Annotated in this window: 20 protein-coding genes and 1 tRNA gene; 14 read left to right on the top strand and 7 right to left on the bottom strand. The window is 53.0% G+C overall.

Features of this window, described 5'->3' with window-relative positions:
* Window positions 1-97: 97 nt before the first annotated feature.
* Window positions 98-613 carry a 50S ribosomal protein L19 gene (gene rplS / locus MXMO3_RS01600; RefSeq protein ID WP_027835849.1) on the top strand — a complete coding sequence of 172 codons (516 nt, stop codon included), beginning with the start codon at window positions 98-100 and terminating at the stop codon, window positions 611-613.
* Between the two features lie 404 nt (window positions 614-1,017).
* On the opposite strand, the gene putA is transcribed toward rplS, so the two are convergent.
* Complete coding sequence (gene putA / locus MXMO3_RS01595; RefSeq protein ID WP_117394726.1) at window positions 1,018-4,581, bottom strand: bifunctional proline dehydrogenase/L-glutamate gamma-semialdehyde dehydrogenase PutA; 3,564 nt, start codon at window positions 4,579-4,581, stop codon at window positions 1,018-1,020.
* Window positions 4,582-4,730: 149 nt separating this feature from the next.
* Between putA and MXMO3_RS01590 the strand changes: the two genes are divergently transcribed.
* Window positions 4,731-5,168, top strand: a complete 438-nt coding sequence (locus MXMO3_RS01590; protein WP_027835847.1) for an Lrp/AsnC family transcriptional regulator — start codon at window positions 4,731-4,733, stop codon at window positions 5,166-5,168.
* 47 nt (window positions 5,169-5,215) lie between these two features.
* On the opposite strand, the gene rocF is transcribed toward MXMO3_RS01590, so the two are convergent.
* Complete coding sequence (gene rocF / locus MXMO3_RS01585; RefSeq protein WP_117394725.1) at window positions 5,216-6,142, bottom strand: arginase; 927 nt, start codon at window positions 6,140-6,142, stop codon at window positions 5,216-5,218.
* A 150-nt stretch (window positions 6,143-6,292) separates the two neighbouring features.
* Between rocF and MXMO3_RS01580 the strand changes: the two genes are divergently transcribed.
* The 4 genes from MXMO3_RS01580 to MXMO3_RS01565 all read left to right on the top strand — a co-directional run bounded on the left by MXMO3_RS01580 (window position 6,293) and on the right by MXMO3_RS01565 (window position 9,755).
* A complete protein-coding gene (locus MXMO3_RS01580; protein ID WP_027835845.1) occupies window positions 6,293-6,724 on the top strand; it encodes an Lrp/AsnC family transcriptional regulator in 432 nt (143 codons plus the stop codon).
* Window positions 6,725-6,957: 233 nt separating this feature from the next.
* On the top strand, window positions 6,958-7,908 hold the full coding sequence (locus tag MXMO3_RS01575; protein WP_027835844.1) for an MBL fold metallo-hydrolase: 951 nt from the start codon (window positions 6,958-6,960) through the stop codon (window positions 7,906-7,908).
* Between the two features lie 24 nt (window positions 7,909-7,932).
* Window positions 7,933-9,546, top strand: coding sequence for an FAD-dependent oxidoreductase (locus MXMO3_RS01570; protein ID WP_117394724.1), 1,614 nt, complete (start codon window positions 7,933-7,935; stop codon window positions 9,544-9,546).
* A gap of 11 nt (window positions 9,547-9,557) precedes the next feature.
* Window positions 9,558-9,755, top strand: a complete 198-nt coding sequence (locus tag MXMO3_RS01565) for a DUF2783 domain-containing protein (protein WP_027835842.1) — start codon at window positions 9,558-9,560, stop codon at window positions 9,753-9,755.
* 93 nt (window positions 9,756-9,848) lie between these two features.
* On the opposite strand, the gene MXMO3_RS01560 is transcribed toward MXMO3_RS01565, so the two are convergent.
* Window positions 9,849-9,923 (bottom strand) — tRNA-Gly (locus MXMO3_RS01560).
* Between the two features lie 244 nt (window positions 9,924-10,167).
* Between MXMO3_RS01560 and trxA the strand changes: the two genes are divergently transcribed.
* Genes trxA through MXMO3_RS01545 form a run of 3 tightly spaced genes read left to right on the top strand, consistent with a single transcriptional unit; the run spans window position 10,168 to window position 11,929 of the window.
* Window positions 10,168-11,097: a thioredoxin gene (gene trxA, locus MXMO3_RS01555; RefSeq protein WP_036223090.1), complete on the top strand. Its 930-nt coding sequence runs from the start codon at window positions 10,168-10,170 to the stop codon at window positions 11,095-11,097.
* Between the two features lie 11 nt (window positions 11,098-11,108).
* On the top strand, window positions 11,109-11,735 hold the full coding sequence (locus MXMO3_RS01550) for an LON peptidase substrate-binding domain-containing protein (protein WP_117394723.1): 627 nt from the start codon (window positions 11,109-11,111) through the stop codon (window positions 11,733-11,735).
* Window positions 11,735-11,929 (top strand): Trm112 family protein, encoded by a 195-nt coding sequence (locus MXMO3_RS01545; RefSeq protein WP_117394722.1) that lies wholly within the window; start codon window positions 11,735-11,737, stop codon window positions 11,927-11,929. The genes MXMO3_RS01550 and MXMO3_RS01545 overlap by 1 nt, the downstream gene beginning before the upstream one ends.
* Window positions 11,930-11,981: 52 nt before the next feature.
* On the opposite strand, the gene MXMO3_RS01540 is transcribed toward MXMO3_RS01545, so the two are convergent.
* A complete protein-coding gene (locus MXMO3_RS01540; RefSeq protein WP_117394721.1) occupies window positions 11,982-13,217 on the bottom strand; it encodes an FAD-dependent monooxygenase in 1,236 nt (411 codons plus the stop codon).
* A gap of 275 nt (window positions 13,218-13,492) precedes the next feature.
* On the opposite strand from MXMO3_RS01540, the gene MXMO3_RS01535 reads away from it, so the two are divergent.
* The 5 genes from MXMO3_RS01535 (at window position 13,493) to MXMO3_RS01515 (ending at window position 19,583) form a co-directional block, all read left to right on the top strand.
* Window positions 13,493-13,831, top strand: a complete 339-nt coding sequence (locus tag MXMO3_RS01535; RefSeq protein ID WP_027835837.1) for a P-II family nitrogen regulator — start codon at window positions 13,493-13,495, stop codon at window positions 13,829-13,831.
* A gap of 28 nt (window positions 13,832-13,859) precedes the next feature.
* Window positions 13,860-15,164, top strand: a complete 1,305-nt coding sequence (locus MXMO3_RS01530) for an ammonium transporter family protein (protein ID WP_027835836.1) — start codon at window positions 13,860-13,862, stop codon at window positions 15,162-15,164.
* A 162-nt stretch (window positions 15,165-15,326) separates the two neighbouring features.
* Entirely contained in the window at window positions 15,327-17,924 is a 2,598-nt protein-coding gene (locus MXMO3_RS01525) for an FtsK/SpoIIIE family DNA translocase (RefSeq protein WP_117394720.1), read from the top strand.
* A 90-nt stretch (window positions 17,925-18,014) separates the two neighbouring features.
* Window positions 18,015-18,638, top strand: coding sequence for a LolA family protein (locus tag MXMO3_RS01520; protein ID WP_162889089.1), 624 nt, complete (start codon window positions 18,015-18,017; stop codon window positions 18,636-18,638).
* 141 nt (window positions 18,639-18,779) lie between these two features.
* Window positions 18,780-19,583: an exodeoxyribonuclease III gene (locus MXMO3_RS01515; RefSeq protein ID WP_117394718.1), complete on the top strand. Its 804-nt coding sequence runs from the start codon at window positions 18,780-18,782 to the stop codon at window positions 19,581-19,583.
* Between the two features lie 3 nt (window positions 19,584-19,586).
* On the opposite strand, the gene MXMO3_RS01510 is transcribed toward MXMO3_RS01515, so the two are convergent.
* From MXMO3_RS01510 to MXMO3_RS01500, 3 genes are all read right to left on the bottom strand, one after another.
* Entirely contained in the window at window positions 19,587-20,042 is a 456-nt protein-coding gene (locus tag MXMO3_RS01510) for a cyclic nucleotide-binding domain-containing protein (protein WP_027835832.1), read from the bottom strand.
* A 31-nt stretch (window positions 20,043-20,073) separates the two neighbouring features.
* The gene (locus tag MXMO3_RS01505) at window positions 20,074-20,757 is read right to left on the bottom strand and encodes a response regulator transcription factor (RefSeq protein ID WP_027835831.1); all 684 of its coding nucleotides are present in this window, start codon (window positions 20,755-20,757) and stop codon (window positions 20,074-20,076) included.
* A 119-nt stretch (window positions 20,758-20,876) separates the two neighbouring features.
* Window positions 20,877-21,545: a YggS family pyridoxal phosphate-dependent enzyme gene (locus tag MXMO3_RS01500; RefSeq protein ID WP_117394717.1), complete on the bottom strand. Its 669-nt coding sequence runs from the start codon at window positions 21,543-21,545 to the stop codon at window positions 20,877-20,879.
* Window positions 21,546-21,637 lie beyond the last annotated feature (92 nt).

Here is a 21,637-nt window from a genome sequence, read left to right as displayed (position 1 = left end):
TAAACACCAAGACCGGTGTATTCGTCCCTTTTTCCGGCCCTCGGGCAATGAGAATTGCGGGACGCTCTGACTGGCATGAAAACAATCGGACGAAAAAATGAACATTATTCAGCAGCTCGAAAAAGAGCAGCGCGAAGAGCTTGAAGCAAAGCGCGCAATTCCAGATTTTTCTCACGGCGATACCGTAAAAGTATGGGTACGCGTACGTGAAGGCGACAAAGAACGTTTGCAGGCCTATGAAGGCGTTGTGATTGCCCGTTCAGGTTCAGGCCTTCATGAGAGCTTCACCGTTCGTAAGATTTCTTACGGCGAAGGCGTTGAGCGTGTATTCCCAATCTATTCACCGATCGTTGATAGCATCGAAGTGCTGCGTCGCGGTAAGGTCCGTCGCGCGAAACTTTACTATTTGCGTGAGCGTCGCGGTAAATCTGCACGTATTTTCGAAGCAACAAATGCCCGCACAAAGCGCATTCAAGATGGTGAGCGTCAAGCTGCCGCTGATGCCCGCGCCCAACGCGAAGCAGATAAAGTTGCTGCAAAAGAAGCACAAGAAGCTGCTGCTAAGGCCGAAGCCGAAGCAAGCGCTGCAGAAGAAGAAGCCAAATCTGAATAGATTGATTTCTTTCTCTCTCCTTTTGAAAAACCCGGCCTTCGCGCCGGGTTTTTTGTTTTAGGGGGATGAACGGCAACTTTGGGTGCCTAACCGCGGGTTGCCTTGTCTCACGGCTATTCGATGCTGCGCATCGGCCTGCGATGGCGCGAAACCTGAAGGTTTCGGGGTCCTCAGCCTTAGGCTTCGTCCACTTATTTCCCACACCTCCGCAGCATTTGTCTGGAGCACCCATCGGCGGGAGTGCCGGGGTAGTGAGCGTAGCGAACGACGGCGGCGCGTAAAAACAGGGGCGCCAGCAACGAACACGGCGACGCCGATGCGGAAGCTTACGCAACACCCAGCAGCGGCAACAAAAAAAGGCGACCCGAAGGTCGCCCTTTTCAATTCTCAGTTAATCGTCAGCCCTAGCTCGTTTGCGCCAGCAGTGACGCATTGCCGCCCGCGGCAGTGGTATCGATACACACTGCCCGCTCATGCACAAATCCGGCAATATCATTCGGGCTGGTGACGAAGGAGATGATCGGGCCATCCAACTGGGCAACGGCACGGCGCAGCTGAGCGATGCCTTCGCCCCGCCCCGCAAGCGCGATGCCATCAATGGCCAAGCCATCCAGCTTTTCAGGATCAACAGCGCCTTCAATCAAGCTGATCGGTGCGCCTGCGGCTTTCAGTCGGGCCAACTCGGATGGCAATGACGTGCCAACAACCACCAACCTGTTGCCCCACAGCAAAGCGGCCTGCGACAGCTCAATTAAATCATTGCCGCCACCCACAGCCAAAATACGGCCGCGTGGGGAATAGCTGATCCGGTTAAACTCACCGGTCGGGCCGGGCAGTTCTTTCGCCATTTGCGGCTCTGCCGCCCCCAAAATCTCGGCTCGGTCATCACGATCAACCCACTCTATTGAAGAAATCTCCTCAAATGCCGTTGCGATATCGATCGCGCCAATCTGCCCGGTTTGTTCAACCTTATGATCATGTTTGGCAACACGGAAGCGTGGCAAATAGTTTGCGCCGCCAGCCTTTGGTCCCGTGCCCGACAGGCCCTCGCCGCCAAATGGTTGCGAACCGACAATCGCCCCGATCTGGTTTCGGTTGACGTAGAAGTTGCCGACCTTGATCCGCTTGCCAATTTCTTCAACCCGCGTGTCCATGCGGGTATGCAAACCAAAGGTCAGGCCAAATCCTTTCGCGTTCACCGCGTCAACAACCTTATTGATGTTCTTTGCCTTGAAGGTCGCTACATGCAGCACCGGACCGAAGATTTCGCGTTCCAGTTCCTCGATGCCGCTCACCTTAAAGATGTGCGGCTCCACGAAATGACCATCCTTTGGGGCTTTGATCTTTTTCAGCAAACGGCCTTCACTGGTGAGCTTGGCGCAATAATCCGAAATCTCTTTTTGCGCCTCCGCATCAATCACCGGACCAATATCTGTGCTGATGTCCCAAGGCTCGCCAACCTGCATGGCTTCCAACCCGCCATAGAGCATTTCGAGCACATGGTCGGCTACATCTTCTTGCACATAGAGCATGCGCAACGCCGAACAGCGCTGACCCGCACTTTGGAAAGACGACGCCAGGATATCGCGAATGGCTTGCTCCGGCAGCGCCGTGCTATCAACGATCATGGCGTTCAACCCGCCGGTTTCCGCAATCACCATCGCGTCGCTGTCTGAGGTTTTGGCCAATTGCTTATCAATTAGCTTGGCCACTTCGGTCGACCCAGTAAAGCACACGCCGCCCAGATCGGGTTGCGAGGTCAATGCGGCACCAATATCGCCTGCCCCGGGCACCAAAATCAGGGCATCCTTCGGCACGCCAGCTTCATGCAACAGCTCAACGGCGCGCGCACCCATCAAGGGGCTTTGCTCCGCCGGCTTAGCCACCACGCCATTGCCCGCCACCAATGCAGCGGCAACTTGACCCGTAAAGATGGCCAGCGGGAAGTTCCAGGGTGAAATACAGGCGATCACGCCCCGTGCTTCATCCTGCTCGCCCAAGCGCTCGGCCTCATTTGCATAAAACCGCAAAAAGTCGACGGCTTCACGCACTTCGGCAACGCCATCCAACAGGCTTTTACCAGCTTCGCGCGAAGCCAGGGCGAACAATTCCGCGGCATGCGCTTCATAAAGGTCCGCTGCTTTGCGCAATGCAGCGGCACGATCGGCCGGGGCTTTGCTGCTCCAGGCTTTTTGCCCTTTCGCCGCCAGCTTGATGGCCTTTTCAACCACTGAAGGTGTTGCGTTGGCAATTTCGCCCACTTGATCATCCGGCACAGCAGGGTTGATCAGCTTTTGAACCTTGCCCCTCGCGCCCAGCGCTTCATCCAGCGCAAACTTCCATTGATGTGGATGGGCAAATTTTGAACGCGCTGCATCCAACTCGGCATATTCAAGCGGGTCGGTAATGTCCCAGCCCTTTGCGTTCAATCGCTTCTCACCAAACAAATCCTTCGGCATGGGGATTTTGTCATTGGCGATTTGGTCCAATTCCTGCACTTCAGAAATGGGGTCCGAAACAATCATGCTGGGCGGAATCTTTTTATCATAAACTTGGTTCACAAAGCTGGAATTGGCCCCATTTTCCAACAACCGCCGCACCAAATAGGCCAGCAGATCGCGGTGGGCGCCCACCGGCGCATAAATCCGGCAGCGCGTATCATTTTGGCTGCGCAATGATTCGTGCAAGCCTTCGCCCATGCCATGCAACCGCTGAAACTCAAAGCCCTCGCGATCATTCCCTGCCATGTGCAACACGGCCGAGGCGCTATGGGCATTGTGGGTGGCGAATTGCGGATAAATCCGATCGCGCATATCCAACAATTTGCGGGCGCAGGCCAAATAAGACACGTCCGTGTTCACTTTGCGGGTAAACACCGGATACCCCTCAAGGCCCATAACCTGCGCACGCTTGATTTCTGTGTCCCAATAGGCGCCTTTCACAAGCCGCACCATAATCTTACGGTCCAGCTTTTCTGCCAGCGCATAAAGCCAATCAATGGCATAAGAGGCGCGCGGCCCATAGGCTTGCACCACAACGCCAAAGCCTTCCCAGCCTTCCAGCGCCGGATCGGCCAACACTTTTTCGATGATCTCCAACGACAGATCGAGGCGATCAGCCTCCTCCGCGTCAATGTTCAAGCCCATTTGCGCTTTGGCCGCGGGTTTCACCAATTCAAGCACCCGTGCGACCATTTCATCCACCATGGTCTCGCGTTTGCCAAATTCATAACGCGGATGAAGCGCCGATAGTTTGATGGAGATGCCCGGATTTTTCCGCACATCACCGTGCACCGCATCTTTCACCAAACGTTGGATCGCATCCATATAGGCGGCGTGATAGCGCTGCGCATCTTTTTCGGTGCGCGCAGCTTCCCCAAGCATATCGAAGGAATATGTATATCCCTTGGCCATGGGTTTGGCGCCGTTTGAAAGCGCCTCTTCAATCGTGCGGCCCAACACAAATTGTGAGCCCATAATACGCATTGCCTGGCCCACCGCTGTGCGGATCACCGGCTCAGACATCCGCCGCCCCAGCAAACTCAATGGCTTGAGCACACTTGGTGCGCGCTTGTCATTCAACAAGGTTTTGGTGACCACAAGGCCCAGCGTCGAGGCCTCAACCAACAGGCTTTCGGCGGCACCCAAATGCTTTGACCAATCTTCGTCAACGATCTTATCTTTGATCAAATCATCAATGGTCGGGCCATCAGGCACCCGCAACATGGCTTCAGCCAAACACATCAGGGCAATGCCTTCATCGGTCGACAGGCCATATTCGGCCAAAAATGTTTCCATCAGCCCCTGTTGCGCTTCATCGCGCAATTGCTGCACCAGTCGCGCGGCTTCATCGCTGATTTTTTCCCGGTCAGCTGCGCTCAGCGCCGCCATGTCCACAAGGCGTTTTACCGCCTCGGCCTCATTGGGCATATGATTTGCCCGCATCGTCTCACGAATTTGGTCCAACATGTGACCTCCCAGAACCTTGCTTGTTTTGCCCAGTCTATCCGATACGTAGAAGATCATTGATCTATAGAGATAAATTATTCAGTACAAAAAACTATAAACATGATAGAAAGAGCTACTTATAGCATGCAAATCTCGCCAAGGCAGATCAAATGGACTCCATCGATCATAAAATCATCAACGCGCTGGCCAAAAATGCCCGTATGTCCATGGCCAATTTGGCCGACAAAATCGGCTTGTCAAAAACGCCAACGCAAATGCGCGTCAAAAAGCTAGAGCGAGACCGCATTATTTTAGGCTATCACACTAGGGTCAATCATGAAAAATTGGGCAACGGCCATATCGCCTTTGTGCAGGTGACCCTTTCGGACACCCGCGCCAAAGCGCTTGATAGTTTTAATGATGCTGTGCGGGCGACGCCGGAAATTGAACAATGCCACATGATTGCGGCCAGCTTTGATTATTTATTGAAAGTGCGCACCAAAGACATTTCAGCCTACAGGCGGATATTGGGGGAGGTCATTTCAGCCCTCCCCCATGTTGCACAAACCTCCACCTTTGTGGCGATGGAGACAGTGAAAGACATTTAGGCGGCACCCCACGTACCGGTTTAAATGACTTTACCGGCGCAACAATTCTAATAAGCGGTGGTGGGCCGATCGAAGACCCGCCGCCCAAAGCCGCTCTCGGTCAAATTGACCAACATGCGTGTGCTTTTCCCGCGCTCATCCAGATAAGGGTTGAGCTCCACAAGATCGAGTGAAGTCATCAAACCACTGTCGCAAATCATCTCCATGGCCAAATGGGCTTCGCGATAGGTGGCGCCACCCGGCACCGTGGTGCCGACGCCCGGCGCACAGGCCGGATCGAGGAAGTCCACATCCAAACTTACATGCAACATGGCATCATCGCGCTTTACCGCCTCAAGCACTGACCGGATCAGGCTGGCGACCCCTCTCTCGTCTATATGACGCATATCCATCACGTCGACACCGCGTTCGCGCAACAATTCACCTTCTTTTTGGTCAATAGAACGCACACCAAACACATGAAAATGTCGCGGATCCACCGGATCAATTGGTTGCTCTAAAATGCCGTCAAATCCCGGCTCACCACAAAAGAAGGCCGCTGACATGCCGTGCATATTACCCGAATGCGAGGTATCCGGCCGGTTGAAATCAGGGTGCGCATCGAGCCACAAGACATGCAATGTTTTGCCCATTGCCGCCGCATGGCGCGCCGCTGCGGTCACCGTCCCCATAGACAGGGAATGATCCCCGCCAAGGAAAATCGGCAACATGCCTTTGGAAAAGGCATCAACGCCATTTTTATAAAGCGCCCGGGCAAACCCAGCCACTTCATTTTCATGATGAGTTTGACCACCAAGGCTCAAACTAACCGTTTCGGGCGTCACATCGCCCCAATCTTCGACAGCAAAGCCCAGATCACTAAGCGCGCCACCAATATTGGCGACCCGTAGGGCCGCTGGCCCCATAATGCAGCCAGACATGCCCGCGCCACCGTCAACTGGCGCCCCAATCAATGCAATTGAGCGTTTTGCCATACTATGATCCTAAAATTTTACCCTAGCTCTCGCCATTTTTCGGCGTTTTGCGCAGTATGCCGCCGCCGATGATCAACGAAAAGATAGATATATGTGCAAAATTGCGATAGGCTTTCGCAAATCGAAACCAGTTAATGTGCATTTTGTTCAATGGATGAGCTCGACACCCGCCTAATTGCCCTTTTGCGCCATGACGCCCGCACCCCCGTGGCCAGTTTGGCCCAAACACTCAACGTGTCCCGCGCCACCATCAAGGCGCGCATAGATCGCTTAACGAAAAATGGCGTCATCAAAGGCTTCACCATCATCACCGGCTCGCCGCGCGATGACAAAAGCATTCACGCCATCACCTTGGTTGAAATTGAAGGCCGGTCCGCCGAGGCCGTGATCAAAACCATGCTCGGGCTGCCGCAAGTGCGCACCTTGCACACGACAAACGGCAAATGGGACATCATTGCCCAACTGGAAACCGAAGACCTGATCGAGTTTGACGACGTGCTCCGCCGCATCCGCCTGATCGAAGGCGTTAGCCTCACCGAAACCAATATATTGCTCGCCCCGCGAAAATCTCGTCTCGACTAGAGTAGCCTCGCGATTCACAATTGCGTCAATGTCCGGTCTGCCGCCACTGCCAATTAGTTTTTTTGCCGTAGAGGGTACGGCATTGACGGCAAGGCACCTTGTTAGTTACAAAAACAACTATTAACGCTTAACGCGATAAGCATATGGTTTCTCATACCATCCCTGCATGCTATTTATGGATGCACAAACGTGCGTCAGGCACGTCGCAACCAGCCAGTTCAAAGGAGTATATAATGGCCAAAGCATTCGCTTCCCAAGGGGACACAACTGAAAAGAAAATCTCCTTTACCGAAGTAGGCGACGGTCTTTATGCCTTCACGGCAGAAGGCGACCCAAACTCCGGTGTGATCATTGGCGATGAGTCAGTCATGATCATCGAAGCGCAGGCAACACCGCGCTTGGCCAATAAGGTGATTGAGTGCGTGCGCACAGTTACCGATAAGCCCATCTCGCATGTGGTGCTCACCCACTATCACGCCGTACGTGTGCTCGGCGCCTCGGCCTATGGCGCCCAACAGATCATCATGTCGGACAAAGCCCGCTCCATGGTGGTTGAGCGCGGGCAAGAGGATTGGGACAGCGAGTTCCAGCGCTTCCCACGTCTATTTGAAGGCCACGAAAGCATTCCCGGCCTCACTTGGCCCACAACCACCTTTAACGACAAAATGACCGTTTATCTCGGTAACCGCAAAGTTGAGATCATGCATTTGGGTCGCGCCCACACGGCAGGCGACGCGGTGATTTATGTGCCGGATCAAAATGTCATGTTTACCGGTGACATCGTGGAATATCACTCCGCTTGCTATTGCGGCGACGGCCATTTTGCCGATTGGGGGCCAACGCTTGATGCGATCAAAGCCTATAATGTCGACGCCATTGCCCCAGGCCGTGGTGACGCATTGGTGGGCGAAAAAATGGTCAATGCCGCCATTGAAAACACCCGTGATTTTGTCGCCTCAACCTATAAACCGGTGCAAAAAATCGCGGCCCGCGGTGGCAGCCTAAAAGAAGCATGGGATGCGGTGCGCGCCGAGTGCGATCCAAAATTTGCAGACTATGCCATTTATGAGCATTGCCTGCCGTTCAACGTGGCCCGCGCCTATGACGAAGCCCGCGGCCTCGACACACCACGCATCTGGACCGCCGAACGCGACATGGAAATGTGGGAAGCTTTGCAAGGCTAAACCACAAATTTGGGGGGAGACCAAATGACCAAGATTTTTGAAACGCCGCTCTATCCTTATGTGCGGCATGCTGATCAGTCTGCGCAACCACCCGTGCGGCGCAAAGTGGTAATCATTGGCGCTGGCCCTATTGGGCTGGCGGCCGCCATCGATTTGGCGCAACAAGGCATTGAAGCCGTCATCGTTGATGACAATGACAAGGTCAGCTTTGGTTCCCGCGCCATTTGCTTTGCCAAACGCCCCTTAGAAATTCTCGACCGCTTGGGCTGCGGTGATCCGATGGTGGATAAAGGTGTGGTGTGGAATTTGGGCAAAGTGTTCTTTGACGAGCGCCAAGTCTATGATTTTAACCTGCTCCCCGAGAAGGGCCATAAGTACCCAGCCTTTATCAATCTGCAGCAATATTATTTCGAAGAATATTTGGTCAATCGCGCCCGTGAACTAGAGCAGCAGGGCGCACCCATCGAAATTCGCGGCGGCAATAAGGTGATCGAAATGACACCCCATGCCGACCATGTGGACCTCACCATTGGCACACCTGACGGCCCTTACCAACTGCAAGCCGATTGGGTGATCGCTTGTGATGGCGCTGCCTCTCCAGCCCGACAAATGCTGGGACTCGATTTTGTGGGCCGCGTCTTTGAGGATAATTTCCTGATCGCAGACGTGATCATGGATGCCGACTTTCCAACTGAACGCTGGTTCTGGTTCGATCCCCCATTCAACAAAGGCCAATCTGCGTTGCTGCACAAACAACCAGATGGTGTGTGGCGCATTGATCTGCAATTGGGGTGGGACATCAACAAAGAAGAAGAAAAGAAGCCAGAAAATGTCATCCCGCGCCTGAAAGCTATGTTGGGCGATGATGTGCAATTTGAACTGGAATGGGTCTCAATCTACACCTTCCAATGTCGCCGCATGGAAAAGTTCCACCACGGCCGCGTGCTGTTTGCCGGCGATTCGGCCCATCAGGTCTCGCCCTTCGGCGCCCGCGGTGCCAATTCTGGTCTGCAAGATACTGATAATCTGTGCTGGAAGTTGAAACTGGTGATGGAAGGCAAGGCGCCGGAAAGCCTGTTGGACAGCTATGATGATGAGCGGATTTATGGCGCGGATGAGAATATTCTCAATTCATCCCGCTCCACCGATTTCATCACCCCTAAATCTGAAATGTCACGCTTGCTGCGCGATGCGGTGCTGGATTTGTCCGAGCATTATGAATTTGCCCGTCCGCTGGTGAATTCGGGTCGCCTGTCAGTGCCCTGCACTTACGATCAATCACCACTTAACTCTCAGGATATGCTGGACGGGCCTGCACGTACCCGCCCCGGCTCTCCTTGTCCCGATGCCCCGGTGGGCGATGGATATTTGCTCAACCAACTGGGTGACGCGTTCACCCTGTTGAGCATTGATGCTGAAGCCCCCGATGATTTCGAGGTTGATGGCATAAAGATCAAGCAGTTGGCCCTATCCAGCGCCGATATGGAAAGTGACGCGCTGGCCGCCCGCTATTTGGGCATGGAAAGCGGCGCCGTCTATTTGATCCGGCCGGACCAACATGTGGCCGCCCGTCATCAACAGTTCGATAAAGATTACTTCGCGAACGCTGTGCGCCGCGCCATCGGCAAATCAGTTTGAGGGAGACCAAAATGAGCAGCACACTGAACCTAAGCCCAAACATCCCCAATGCAGACGATTTCTACGCTGACCTGTTGGCGGCACATGAAGGGCTGAGCAAAGATGAAAGCGACGCGTTCAATGCAAGGCTATTGCTGATTCTCGCCAACCATATTGGCGATCGCAATGTCCTTGCCGATGCACTCGACGCAGCAAAGGCCAAAGACTAGCAAAACGACATCTTCGCCAACACATGAAACAAGACATAAAAAAAGCGCCCTAATGGCGCTTTATTTTTTCGGCTGGGGTAATTGCCGAATATTTGGAGCGGGCGATGAGATTCGAACTCACGACCCCAACCTTGGCAAGGTTGTGCTCTACCCCTGAGCTACGCCCGCCTCCGGAACAATGATCCTGCGATCAACGTTCGGCGCTTATATGCCTAATGAGGAACGCAATTGCAAGTCAAAAATTGGCATCTGTGAAACTTTTATGTTATCCGCTGATCTAACGTTAAATTTCGCTGATGAATTTTGCGGCTTCCCGGGCGGTATTTAGCGCTTTTCTCTTGTTTTTCAGAATCGCCCGCGCCACATTCATCTCAATCGCGACCAACCCATCAGGTGTTTTATGGAATTCTCAATGCAGGCCAATCTGACCCCACAAAATGGTCAAGCCACGCCAAATGATCTGATTAAAGACTCAGACACAGCAAATTTTGCAAAAGACGTGATGGAAGCTTCCAAAACCACCCCCATATTGGTGGATTTTTGGGCGCCTTGGTGTGGGCCGTGTAAACAATTAGGCCCGATGATCGAAAAAGCGGTCACCGAAGCTGGCGGCAAGGTGAAACTGGTCAAAATTGATATCGACCAAAACCAAGCCATCGCCGGCCAATTGGGCATCCAATCCATTCCAGCCGTGATCGCCTTTGTTGGCGGCCAACCAATTGATGGCTTTATGGGCGCTGTGCCCGAAAGTGAAATCAAGGCCTTCATCGATAAGATCACCTCGCAAGCCCCACAAAATCCAAACGACCCCGCCGCCCAGATCGAAGCGGCGTTGGAACAGGCCCAGGGCGCGCTCGATGCGGAAGATTTTGGCACCGCCTCACAAATCTATTCGCAAATCCTGCAGTTTGATCCACAAAATGATGCAGCGATTATAGGCATTGCCACCATTCACCACAAAATGGGCAATGACGACAATGCACGAGAAACCATGGCCAAAGTCTCCGAAGAGGGACAACAAAGCGCGTCCTACAAAAGCCTGGAAGCGGCCTTTAAGCTCGACGAAGAAGCCGCCAATCTGGGCGATACGGCCAAGCTGGAAGCCGAGCTGGCCAATGATCCGGAAAACCATCAATTACGTTTCGACCTTGCATTGGCCTATAATGCACAAGGTGAAAAATTGAAGGCGGCGGAAATGCTCATGCACATCATCAAAACGGATCGCGAGTGGAATGATGATGGCGCACGCACCAAACTGCTCGAACTGTTTGATGCGTGGGGCCCTGCTGACCCAGACACCGCCAAAGCCCGTCGGATGTTGTCCGGCCTGTTGTTCAGTTAGGATCAAACTCTATGCCGCTACCCTCTCCCATACCGATATTTCCGTTAGAGGGGTTATTGCTGTTCCCGCGTGCGGTGCTGCCATTGCACATCTTTGAGCCGCGCTATGTGGCCATGGTGGACGCTGCCTTGAAAGCAGATCGGCATATTGGTGTGATCCAGCCCGCGCTTGACGATAAGGACGCCCTGTCCGCTGTGGGCACCCTGGGGCGCATCAGCCATTTCGAGGAACTGCCACAAAATCGGTATATGATCGGACTGACAGGTATTTCGCGCTTTAACTTGGTGCAAGAGATCGAAGATCTGAGCGATATGCCCTACCGTGTGGCCGATGTCAGCTATAAAAGCTTTAGCGACGACTTGGAAATGCCGGAAGATTTAAGCGAGCTTGACCGAAAGCGGTTCGAAAAAGTTTTGAAAAATTACGCCAAGTTCGCAGAATTTGAGCTCGATTGGTCTGAGATTAAAGACACGGACACAGAAGATTTGGTCAATAGCTGTGTGATGGCCAGTCCATATCAGCCGCGCGAACGTCAAGCCTTGCTCGAAGCCGCAACGCTAAAAGAACGCGCGGAAATGCTGATGGCTTTGGCCGAGGTTGAAATGTCCCGCAGCGACCCAACCCAAACGATGCAATAATGGAAAATCACAATATCGATCCCAAAATGCTGGAAATGCTGGTCTGCCCGTTTACGAAAACGCGGTTGGAGCTCTCAGCAGATGGGAAAGAATTGGTGTCGCACGCCGCACGGCTGGCCTTTCCCATCGAAAAGGGCGTCCCCCTCATGGTGCTTGATGGCGCCCGCCACCTCAAAGAGGACGAGTTGCGGTAATCCTATTTGATCTCAATCCTGTCCGCTGTATCTCGCCCCCGGGCTGACCCCACTAAAGCGGCAAACCTTTGAGCAAACGCAATTCATCATTTGCCGCCGCCGCATGGCCAATAAAGGCATTCTTTAAAAATGGCGCGCGGTCCACAAGCCCCAGCCCCACATCGCGCGCAACGCGCACCACAGGCTGGTCATTGGAAAACAGTACATTGAGCGCATCTGTGGCCAAGGCCATAAGTCCCGTATCAAAACGGCGCAAGCGCTGATAGCGCTCGAGCACCTCAACCGAGCCCAAATCCTGCCCATGCCGCACAGCCTCAACCAGAACTTCTGCCAGCGCCGCCACATCTTTTAAGCCCAGATTCATCCCCTGCCCGGCAATCGGATGCACCACATGCGCCGCATCACCAATCAAGGCAACCCGATCTGCCACAAATTCCTTGGCAATTTGTAGCCGCAGCGGAAAGGCTTGTGCCGGGGCGAGTACTTTGACTTTCCCAAGGCTAGAGCCCATTTTGCGCTCAATCTCCCGTGCCAATTCTTCTTCTGGCATCGCCAGAATTTCAGGCACCAATTTCGATTTTTCGGACCATACCAAGCTGGACCTTTTACTGGGCAATGGCAGGCTGGCAAAAGGCCCATGGGGCAAAAAATGCTCATACGCAATGTTATTGTGGTCGAGCTCATGCTCAATGGTGGTCACGATACCGGACTGGCCATAATCATGACCCGTTGTGGCAATGCCCATCATCTCGCGCACCATGGAGCGGGCCCCATCCGCGGCAACAACCACACTGGCTTCAACCAACTTGCCGCTGTCAAATTCCACCGTGGAAAAGGCATCTCCCGGCACAATTGAAGCGACCTTGTCCGGCGCAATCATCTCAACATCGAACTCATCGAGCCGATTGAGCAGTGCGCCGATTGTGCTTTTGTTCGGCACCATATGGGCGAAGGGTTGCCCGGGCTTCACATCGCCTTCAAACCGCAAGAACAGCGGACGGGTCAAATCATTGTCGGAACTGTCGGTAATATGCATGCCATCAATCGGGCTGGCATCAGGCAACATATCGGTCCACACGCCAAGGGCTTCAAAAACGGAGGTCACGCCCAAAGCCAAGGCAGAGGCACGACCGTCCTTTTGTGGCACCTCAATCTTGTGCACATCATTAAGGCCCACCTGCAACTCCGGCATGGCCTGCTTAAGCGCCAGCGCCAGGGTAAGTCCGGCCGGGCCTGCCCCCACAATCAAGATATCCAGCTTTTGTGCTTTGTTTTTCGCCCGCGCCATATTGCACCTATTGATTTGAATTGGCCGCACTTTGAACCCAACCCGACAGAAAAACAAGTTCCCCCTTGTCGCAGCCGATGAATCTTTAGGCACGCATGCGATTCTGCACATTTATTGTGCATGTAAAATAAGCCGACGGTAAATTGATCGTCTGACAACTTTTTGATTCGATAGTAGAATCAATAACTTACATTGCATTCAAAAACTGGCACGCATCTTGATTCCTTTGATGACGAGAATTGTCCCGCCGGGCAATCAACGAAGAGGAACCGATCATGAAACTGATAAGTGCCATAATCAAACCGTCCCGTCTTGAAGATGTACGCACCGCTTTGAGCGATAAAGACATCCATGGGATGACCGTTGCGGAAGTGCGCGGCTATGGACGGCAAAAAGGCCATACCGAGATTTATCGTGGCGCCGAATATGCGGTAAATTTCATGCCTAAACTCAAGCTCGACATTGCTGTCTCTGATGAAGCCAGCAGCGATGTTGTGGAAACCATTGCCACTGCCGCCCGCTCCGGGCGCATCGGCGACGGCAAAATCTTTGTCCTCAATCTCGAAGAAGCCATGCGCATTCGCACCAGCGAAACCGGCGTAGAAGCGCTTTAACTCAAGAAAAATCATGCTGGAGAAGAAAATGACTCGCTTGTCTTTTAATCGCGCGCTCAAAGCTGCGCCGCTGATCGCTTTGGGCCTCTTGTTGCCCACGGCAGCGCAAGCTCAAGAAGCTGCGCCGACCCCTGAATATGCCATGATCTTTAACACCTTGCTGTTCCTGATCGGTGGTTTTTTGGTCATGTGGATGGCCGCTGGCTTTGCCATGTTGGAAATGGGCTTAGTGCGGTCCAAAAACGTTTCTATGCAGGGCCTCAAAAACATCGCCCTTTACTCTATCGCAGGCATCATGTTTTGGCTCACTGGCTACAATCTAATGTACACCGGCGTTGATGGCGGCTTTATCGGCTCTTTCGGCCCTTATGATTTCCCAGCCCCTGGCGCTGACGATGGCAGTGCTGGCTATTCAGTGGCCTCAGACTGGTTCTTCCAAATGGTCTTTTGTGCCACCACCGCTTCAATTGTGTCCGGTACATTGGCTGAACGGATCAAATTCTGGCCGTTCTTTATCTTCACTGCAATTCTGACTGGCATTCTTTATCCGATTACCGGTTCTTGGCAGTGGGGCGCTGGCTGGTTGGCTGGCATGGGCTTTGCTGACTTTGCAGGCTCAACACTCGTCCACTCTGTTGGCGGCTGGGCAGCTTTGGCTGGTGCAGTTATTCTGGGTGCACGTAAAGGACGCTACGGACCAAATGGTCACATCACGCCAATGCCAGGTTCGTCTATCCCGCTGGCAACCCTAGGTATGTTTATCCTATGGCTCGGCTGGTTCGGCTTTAACGGTGCATCACAGTTGGCCATGGGTACCATTGCTGACGCTGGCGACATTTCACGTATCTTCGTGAACACAAACCTCGCCGCTGCTGCCGGTGCTGTCGCCACAATCATCCTGATGCAGTTGATCTACAAAAAGATCGACGTGACCATGGTGATCAACGGCGCATTGGCTGGCCTTGTGTCCATCACCGCTGAGCCATTGGCACCAAGCGTGCCGTTAGCCCTTCTCATCGGTGCTGTTGGTGGCGCGATCGTGGTGTTCGCTGTGCCAATGCTCGATAAGCTGAAAATCGACGACGTGGTCGGTGCTATCCCCGTTCACTTGCTTGCGGGTATCTGGGGCACAATGGTCACCCCACTAAGCGGTTCCGGCAATTTCGGCGTGCAGCTGGTTGGCATCTTGGCCATCGGTGCCTTTACCCTCGTGGCATCAACGCTGGTTTGGATGGCGCTGAAAGTCACAATGGGTATCCGTGTTTCTGAAGAAAACGAATCTTTGGGACTGGATAAAGCTGAAGTTGGGGTGGAAGCCTACCCTGAATTCTAATTAAACAACAAACAAACCATGTCCCAAGGCCCGGCCATTTTGGCCGGGCTTTTTCGTGCCATACGATCAACGCTTTTTTGAATAAAATTAGGCTCAAATTAACTATAGCATTCTAGCTTTATCGTTTGAGTAACTGCGTCAAAAGAGATCTGTTGAACCCGCATGCCAACGTCAACTGCCATTGAAAAAAAAGAAAAACGCGACACGGCCATTGCCGTGAAAATCCCCTTACGCCTTATGGGAATTCTTTCACTATGCGCCCTCGCCATCATCTTTTTGGCGCTCATGTCCTGGTCGGTCAATGATCCCAGCTTGAGCTTTGCCAGCGATTCGCCTGTTTCAAATTGGCTCGGCTTTCCCGGCGCAGTCATTGCCGATATTGGTTTTCAATTTTTCGGCCTCGGTATTCTGGCGCTGATGGTTCCGCCCGTGCTGTGGTCCATGAAAATGATCAAACGCCAATTGCCCACCCATATGGCGCTGCGCAGCCTATTGTGGATTATTGCCTCGATGTTGATTTGCGGTATGTTGGCGTTTTTCAGCGCGCCGGAAACGTGGCCGCTCCCTTCAGGATTGGGCGGCATAATTGGTCTGGGCTTTTCTGCGCTTGCAACATTTGTGGCCGGAGACCTCGTCGTGCAGCAAGCCGGCTGGCTTTTTGCCTTAATCCTGTTCACCCCGGCGGCCGTATCGTTTTGGCTGGCGGTGCGCAGCATTGATCCATTCGAAATGCATCAGCCAAAATCCAAGGGGAAGTCAGATTCGCCCAAATCGGTGACCATGGCCATCTTGTCCGCCGTGGGCAATCTTGGCGCGATCACCCTCGGCGCGATCACTCACTCGATTTTTTCTGCCAACATTGCGTTGAAAAAAGCACGCGCAAAACAACAGGAAAAACGTGCACAGCAAAATGATTCACGTGAAAACATCGAACCCGTTTTCGCAGACGCCGCCACACCACAAGTGAACGCCCCTCAGCGCCGCATTGAACCACGGTTCGAGGAAGACATGGCCCGCACCGCCCAAAGCCATGTTGAGGGCAATCAAGCCCCAAGCGATTTCGCTGAAGATTATATCGATTATCCAGATCTGGACGACGACCCAATTGAGCCGCATGTGGCTCAGCCTGCTGCGGCACACCCACCTGCCAACGCAGCGCCGCTGGCCAAGCCACGCGTCACCGCGCCCGCGCCGCGCCCAGCACCCGGCCGTCGTGTCACCCAAGAAGCGCAAACATCTTTGCTGCGGGATGACGGATTCGAATTGCCAGAATTGTCCTATCTGGCCGATGTGCCCAACACCGGCACCGCCAAGGAACATATGCCCGAAACGCTGGAAGAAAACGCGCGGCGGCTTGAAGGGGTGTTAGAAGATTTCGGCGTTAAGGGCGACATCATCAATGTGCGCCCCGGCCCTGTGGTCACGCTTTATGAATTGGAACCTGCGCCCGGCATTAAATCTTCACGCGTGATTGGCTTGGCGGACGATATCGCTCGCTCCATGAGCGCCATCTCAGCGCGTGTTGCGGTGGTGCCCGGTCGCAACGCAATCGGCATCGAATTGCCCAACGAAACCCGCGAAACGGTTTATTTGCGTGAATTGCTCGCGTCGCAGGATTTTGAAAAAGTCAAAGGCAAGCTGCCGCTCTGTTTAGGCAAAACCATTGGCGGTGAGCCGATCATTGCTGATCTCGCCCGCATGCCACACCTGCTCATCGCCGGAACGACAGGCTCGGGCAAATCCGTGGCCGTGAACACCTTTATCCTGTCGCTTCTCTATCGCTGGACGCCAGAGCAATGCCGGTTGATCATGATCGATCCGAAAATGCTCGAGCTCTCGATCTATGACGGCATTCCCCATTTGCTCACCCCGGTGGTCACCGATCCATCCAAAGCTGTGACAGCCCTGAAATGGGCCGTGCGCGAAATGGAAGATCGCTACCGGAAAATGTCAAAGGTCGGCGTCAGAAATATTGATGGTTTTAACCAGCGGGTCGCTGAAGCAAAAAAGAAGGGTGAAGTAATCACCCGCACAGTACAAACCGGATTTGATCGCGATACCGGGGAAGCGATCTTTGAGAGCGAAGAGTTTGATCTCGAGCCGCTCCCCTTCATCGTGGTGATTGTCGATGAAATGGCTGACCTGATGATGGTCGCCGGTAAAGACATAGAAGGAGCCATCCAGCGCTTGGCACAAATGGCACGGGCCGCAGGCATCCACTTGATCATGGCGACACAGCGCCCATCCGTGGATGTGATCACCGGCACGATCAAAGCCAACTTCCCCACCCGGATTTCATTCCAGGTTACGTCAAAAATCGACAGCCGCACTATTCTGGGCGAGCAAGGCGCCGAGCAATTGCTCGGCATGGGCGATATGCTCTATATGGCAGGCGGTGGCCGCACCCGTCGATTGCATGGTCCCTTTGTAGCCGACGGCGAAGTGGAAGCGGTGGTGCAGCATCTCAAATCTCAAGGTGCCCCTGAATATTTGGAAAATGTCACCGAGGAAGTCGAAGACGATAGTGGCCCCGGCAATTCCAATTTGGGTAATTCCGGCGACGAACTTTACGACAAGGCCGTCAATATTGTGCTGACAGATCGCAAAGCGTCCACCAGCTATATTCAACGCCGCCTCTCCATTGGCTATAACCGGGCCGCCACGTTGATCGAACGCATGGAAGAAGAAGGGGTCATCTCCCCCGCCAACCATGCTGGTAAACGCGAAGTCTTGGTCGGCGATGACGAATCGGCCCTTTAAAAGCTATAGTTTCATCATCATTTACTCATGTGTTCGCCACATTGTTTAAACATACTGGCAAAAAGCAAATGTGCGACAAAGGACAGCTTCATGCGTTTTTTCAAGCTTAGCATCGCCGCCTTGGTATTTTCCATCGGCGCCATCTTTTCCGCTCATGCCCTAGATCGGCAATTGAGCGAAGAAGAAGTGGCCATCATCAACGAGATTAGCGCGCACCATTCAGCCGTTGAACAAATGGCTGGCCGCTTTATCCAACTCGATAGCGCTGGCAACCGCGCCGAGGGTATTTTCTATATCAAGCGGCCAGAAAAAATCCGCTTTAAATATGCGCCGCCATCACGCGAAGAAGTTGTCTCCGTCGGCCGCGGTTTCTATGTTTTAGACCGCAAGGAAAAAACAAAGTTCGCCTACCCGCAACACCGTGTGCCGCTGCGTCAGTTCTTGTCTGACCAAATTGATCTGTTCCAAACCAACATTACAGATGTCACCAAGACCGAAGAAATGATCGCCATTTCCGTTTCAGACGAAACACCGATTGGCTTGGTCTCGGTCACAATGATTTTTGATCTCGCCACCAAAGAGCTCAACCAATGGACGCTAACCGAACCGAACGGCAATGAAGTGACATTTTCAATTTACGATGTCACCACAGACATCGACATTCCAAAATCATATTTCTATATCCCTGCAGACTATAAGTCGCGCAGCGAATAGAAGTTCTCGCCTGAAATTTCCGGGTTGCTCCCCCGCCCTGATCGGTCATTATGTTCATTCATGATTCGAACGATCTGGCGGGGATGCCGTTGTTGCGAACAGCGTTCGTGACCACGGCAACATCATAAAGAGGATATTTTAATGGCGCTTTCAATTGCAACCTGGAACATCAATTCGGTGCGATTGCGCCTGCCCATGGTGCTAGAGTTTTTGCAAAAGCACCAACCTGATATTCTGTGTTTGCAAGAAATCAAATGCCAGGACGAGCAATTTCCAGCAAAGGCACTCGCCAAAGCAGGCTATGAATATCAAGCCGTAAATGGGCAAAAAAGCTATCATGGGGTAGCGACAATTTCGCGCCTGCCGATCATTGATCAGGACAAGCGCGAATTTTGCCAGATGGGAGATGCCCGTCACGTCTCCGTGAAACTTGATGCGGGATTCGCGCCCCTGAACATTCACAATTTTTATGTGCCTGCCGGCGGCGACGAACCGGACCCTGTCGCCAATCCAAAATTCAAGCATAAGCTCGATTTTCTCGATGAGATGGAGCAATGGTTCAACGGACCAGAGTTTGACGCGGGCCATATCATCGTTGGCGACTTTAACATCGCGCCCCACGAAAATGATGTGTGGTCACATAAGCAATTGCTCAAAGTGGTAAGCCACACACCAATCGAAACGGAAAAGCTCAACGCCATTCAGGCCAAGCGCGAATGGGCTGATTTGGTTCGCCAGCATATTCCACATGACGAGCGGCTTTATTCCTGGTGGAGCTATCGTTCAAAGGATTGGTCTGCATCAGATCGGGGCCGTCGATTGGACCATATCTGGGCCACCAAAGATGTTGCACCCTACGCCCATAAAACCGAAGTGCTGCGCGATGCGCGGGGATGGCAACCAAAGCCATCTGATCATGTGCCGATCATCACACATCTGAAATAAGGTTCAACCGCTTTTCAGTTTTGCCCGGATAGAGGTCAGATTGCCCACATAGTTGGATAGCGATTGGCGTATATGGCTGGACATCATTTCGCCCAGCTCAGGATAAGTCTGAATCAGTTTTTTGAAATGGGTGCGCGGCACAAACACCACTTCGCATTCGGTGAGGGCACGCATGCTCGCGGCGCGTGGGGTGGCTGCCAACAAAGCCATGTCGCCAATCAAGGCACCGGCATCTTCAATCACGCTATCATGATGGGTGCCGCCTTTGTGTTCTACAGCCAATCGACCGGACACCAAAATAAAGGCCCCCTCGGCAACGTCACCTTCCTGCACCAGCAAATCGCCCTGTTGCACATGGCGAAAATCGGAAACAAATGCCACCAATTTGATCTGGTCTTGTGAGAAGTTTTGGAAAAAGGACACCTGCCCCAAAACTTCAATCATTTTTTCTAGCGCCATCGTCAACGTCCCCCAAAACGTTTCACAGCTTTTATGGGACTAGACGATAGCCCCCTTCTTCGGTCACAAGCAAGCGGGCATGGGTAGGATCACGTTCGATTTTTTGCCGCAGACGATAAATGTGGGTTTCCAATGTGTGGGTCGTCACCCGATTATTGTAACCCCAAACTTCTTGCAGCAGCACATCACGTGAAACAGTTTTCGCGCCCTGACGATAAAGAAACTTCAAAATTGAGGTCTCTTTGTCGGTCAAACGGATCTTGCGCTCATCATCTGCTTCAAGGGTTTTGGTCGATGGGTGAAACCGGTAAGGCCCAATGGAGAACACCACATCTTCGCTTTGATCATGCTGTCGCAACAAGGCCCGGACCCGCGCCAGCAACACTGAAAACCGAAACGGCTTGGTCACATAATCATTGGCACCGCTTTCAAGTCCAAGGATCTGATCCGCATCACTATCGTGCCCGGTCAACATTAGGATTGGTGATTTCACACCGTCCTGCCGCAAGATCTTGACCGCCTCGCGCCCATCCATATCCGGCAGGCCCACGTCCAAGACCAGCAAATCGAAATGCCCCTCTTTCGCGAGTTGCAAAGCGCTATTGGCGTTTTCGGCTTCAACAATTTCGAATTCACGATAATGCGCCAGTTGGTCCACCAAGCTTTGACGCAATTCAGCTTCATCATCAACAATCAACAAACGACGTTTATTCATAGGTCCAGTCCAAAATGTTCAAGCCTAAGGGCAAATCAGCAATAACTCTGTCTAGCATCATGCGCACTTAACATGCTCATCACAAGGGCGTTAGCAATTTGTGTAGTTAACAGGCGCACTCACGTGTAATCCCGCGCACCGAAAATCGCCGACCCAACCCGCACATAACTTGCCCCCATTTCGATGGCCGTTTCATAGTCGGCGCTCATGCCCATGGAGAATTTGGCCAAACCCGCATCCTTGCCCAACTCCACCAAGCGGGCAAAAAATGGCGCCGGCGGTTCACCAACCGGCGGAATAGCCATCAGCCCTTGAATATCCAAGCCCAAATCTTGTTGGCAATAGCGCACAAATTCGATCGTTTGATCCGGTGCGATCCCGCTCTTTTGCTCTTCTTCGCCAATATTGACCTGTACGAATAAAGGAATGGATTTGCCTAGCGCCTCCATTTCTTTTTTCAAATAGCGCGCAAGCTTTTCACGATCCAATGAGTGAATGACGTCAAAAAGAGCGACGGCCTCTTTGGTCTTGTTGGTTTGTAAAGGACCAATAAGATGCAGGGTGAGATCGGGAAATTGCTCGCGCAAAGTGGGCCATTTGCTCTGCGCCTCTTGCACCCGGTTTTCGCCGAAGTCACGTTGCCCTGCTTCAAGGATGGGTAAAATCTCCTCGGCGCCGTAGGTTTTAGAAACGGCGATCAGTTGTGGTGCCTCTCGCTCCGCCCCATCAAATCGCGTGGCCGCACGGGCCATATTTGACCGAACTTCATCTAACTCTTTCGCGCCCATCTTTTACCTCTTTTTCAATGTCCCTGCCCTATCATAACCGACGCTTACATTGGACCCCTCAGCCCGATGAAAGCTTGACCGACAAGGCAAAT

The organism is Maritalea myrionectae (assembly GCF_003433515.1).
GTDB classification, from domain to species: domain Bacteria; phylum Pseudomonadota; class Alphaproteobacteria; order Rhizobiales; family Devosiaceae; genus Maritalea; species Maritalea myrionectae.
This window is presented reverse-complemented; position numbering and strand designations above follow the sequence as displayed.

What these genes read in the sequence shown, in the direction of transcription:
- rplS (WP_027835849.1), top strand. Translation starts at nt 98, where the DNA reads ATGAACATTATTCAGCAGCTCGAAAAAGAGCAGCGCGAAGAGCTTGAA.
- putA (WP_117394726.1), bottom strand. Translation starts at nt 4,581, where the DNA reads ATGTTGGACCAAATTCGTGAGACGATGCGGGCAAATCATATGCCCAAT.
- MXMO3_RS01590 (WP_027835847.1), top strand. Translation starts at nt 4,731, where the DNA reads ATGGACTCCATCGATCATAAAATCATCAACGCGCTGGCCAAAAATGCC.
- rocF (WP_117394725.1), bottom strand. Translation starts at nt 6,142, where the DNA reads ATGGCAAAACGCTCAATTGCATTGATTGGGGCGCCAGTTGACGGTGGC.
- MXMO3_RS01580 (WP_027835845.1), top strand. Translation starts at nt 6,293, where the DNA reads ATGGATGAGCTCGACACCCGCCTAATTGCCCTTTTGCGCCATGACGCC.
- MXMO3_RS01575 (WP_027835844.1), top strand. Translation starts at nt 6,958, where the DNA reads ATGGCCAAAGCATTCGCTTCCCAAGGGGACACAACTGAAAAGAAAATC.
- MXMO3_RS01570 (WP_117394724.1), top strand. Translation starts at nt 7,933, where the DNA reads ATGACCAAGATTTTTGAAACGCCGCTCTATCCTTATGTGCGGCATGCT.
- MXMO3_RS01565 (WP_027835842.1), top strand. Translation starts at nt 9,558, where the DNA reads ATGAGCAGCACACTGAACCTAAGCCCAAACATCCCCAATGCAGACGAT.
- trxA (WP_036223090.1), top strand. Translation starts at nt 10,168, where the DNA reads ATGCAGGCCAATCTGACCCCACAAAATGGTCAAGCCACGCCAAATGAT.
- MXMO3_RS01550 (WP_117394723.1), top strand. Translation starts at nt 11,109, where the DNA reads ATGCCGCTACCCTCTCCCATACCGATATTTCCGTTAGAGGGGTTATTG.
- MXMO3_RS01545 (WP_117394722.1), top strand. Translation starts at nt 11,735, where the DNA reads ATGGAAAATCACAATATCGATCCCAAAATGCTGGAAATGCTGGTCTGC.
- MXMO3_RS01540 (WP_117394721.1), bottom strand. Translation starts at nt 13,217, where the DNA reads ATGGCGCGGGCGAAAAACAAAGCACAAAAGCTGGATATCTTGATTGTG.
- MXMO3_RS01535 (WP_027835837.1), top strand. Translation starts at nt 13,493, where the DNA reads ATGAAACTGATAAGTGCCATAATCAAACCGTCCCGTCTTGAAGATGTA.
- MXMO3_RS01530 (WP_027835836.1), top strand. Translation starts at nt 13,860, where the DNA reads ATGACTCGCTTGTCTTTTAATCGCGCGCTCAAAGCTGCGCCGCTGATC.
- MXMO3_RS01525 (WP_117394720.1), top strand. Translation starts at nt 15,327, where the DNA reads ATGCCAACGTCAACTGCCATTGAAAAAAAAGAAAAACGCGACACGGCC.
- MXMO3_RS01520 (WP_162889089.1), top strand. Translation starts at nt 18,015, where the DNA reads ATGCGTTTTTTCAAGCTTAGCATCGCCGCCTTGGTATTTTCCATCGGC.
- MXMO3_RS01515 (WP_117394718.1), top strand. Translation starts at nt 18,780, where the DNA reads ATGGCGCTTTCAATTGCAACCTGGAACATCAATTCGGTGCGATTGCGC.
- MXMO3_RS01510 (WP_027835832.1), bottom strand. Translation starts at nt 20,042, where the DNA reads ATGGCGCTAGAAAAAATGATTGAAGTTTTGGGGCAGGTGTCCTTTTTC.
- MXMO3_RS01505 (WP_027835831.1), bottom strand. Translation starts at nt 20,757, where the DNA reads ATGAATAAACGTCGTTTGTTGATTGTTGATGATGAAGCTGAATTGCGT.
- MXMO3_RS01500 (WP_117394717.1), bottom strand. Translation starts at nt 21,545, where the DNA reads ATGGGCGCGAAAGAGTTAGATGAAGTTCGGTCAAATATGGCCCGTGCG.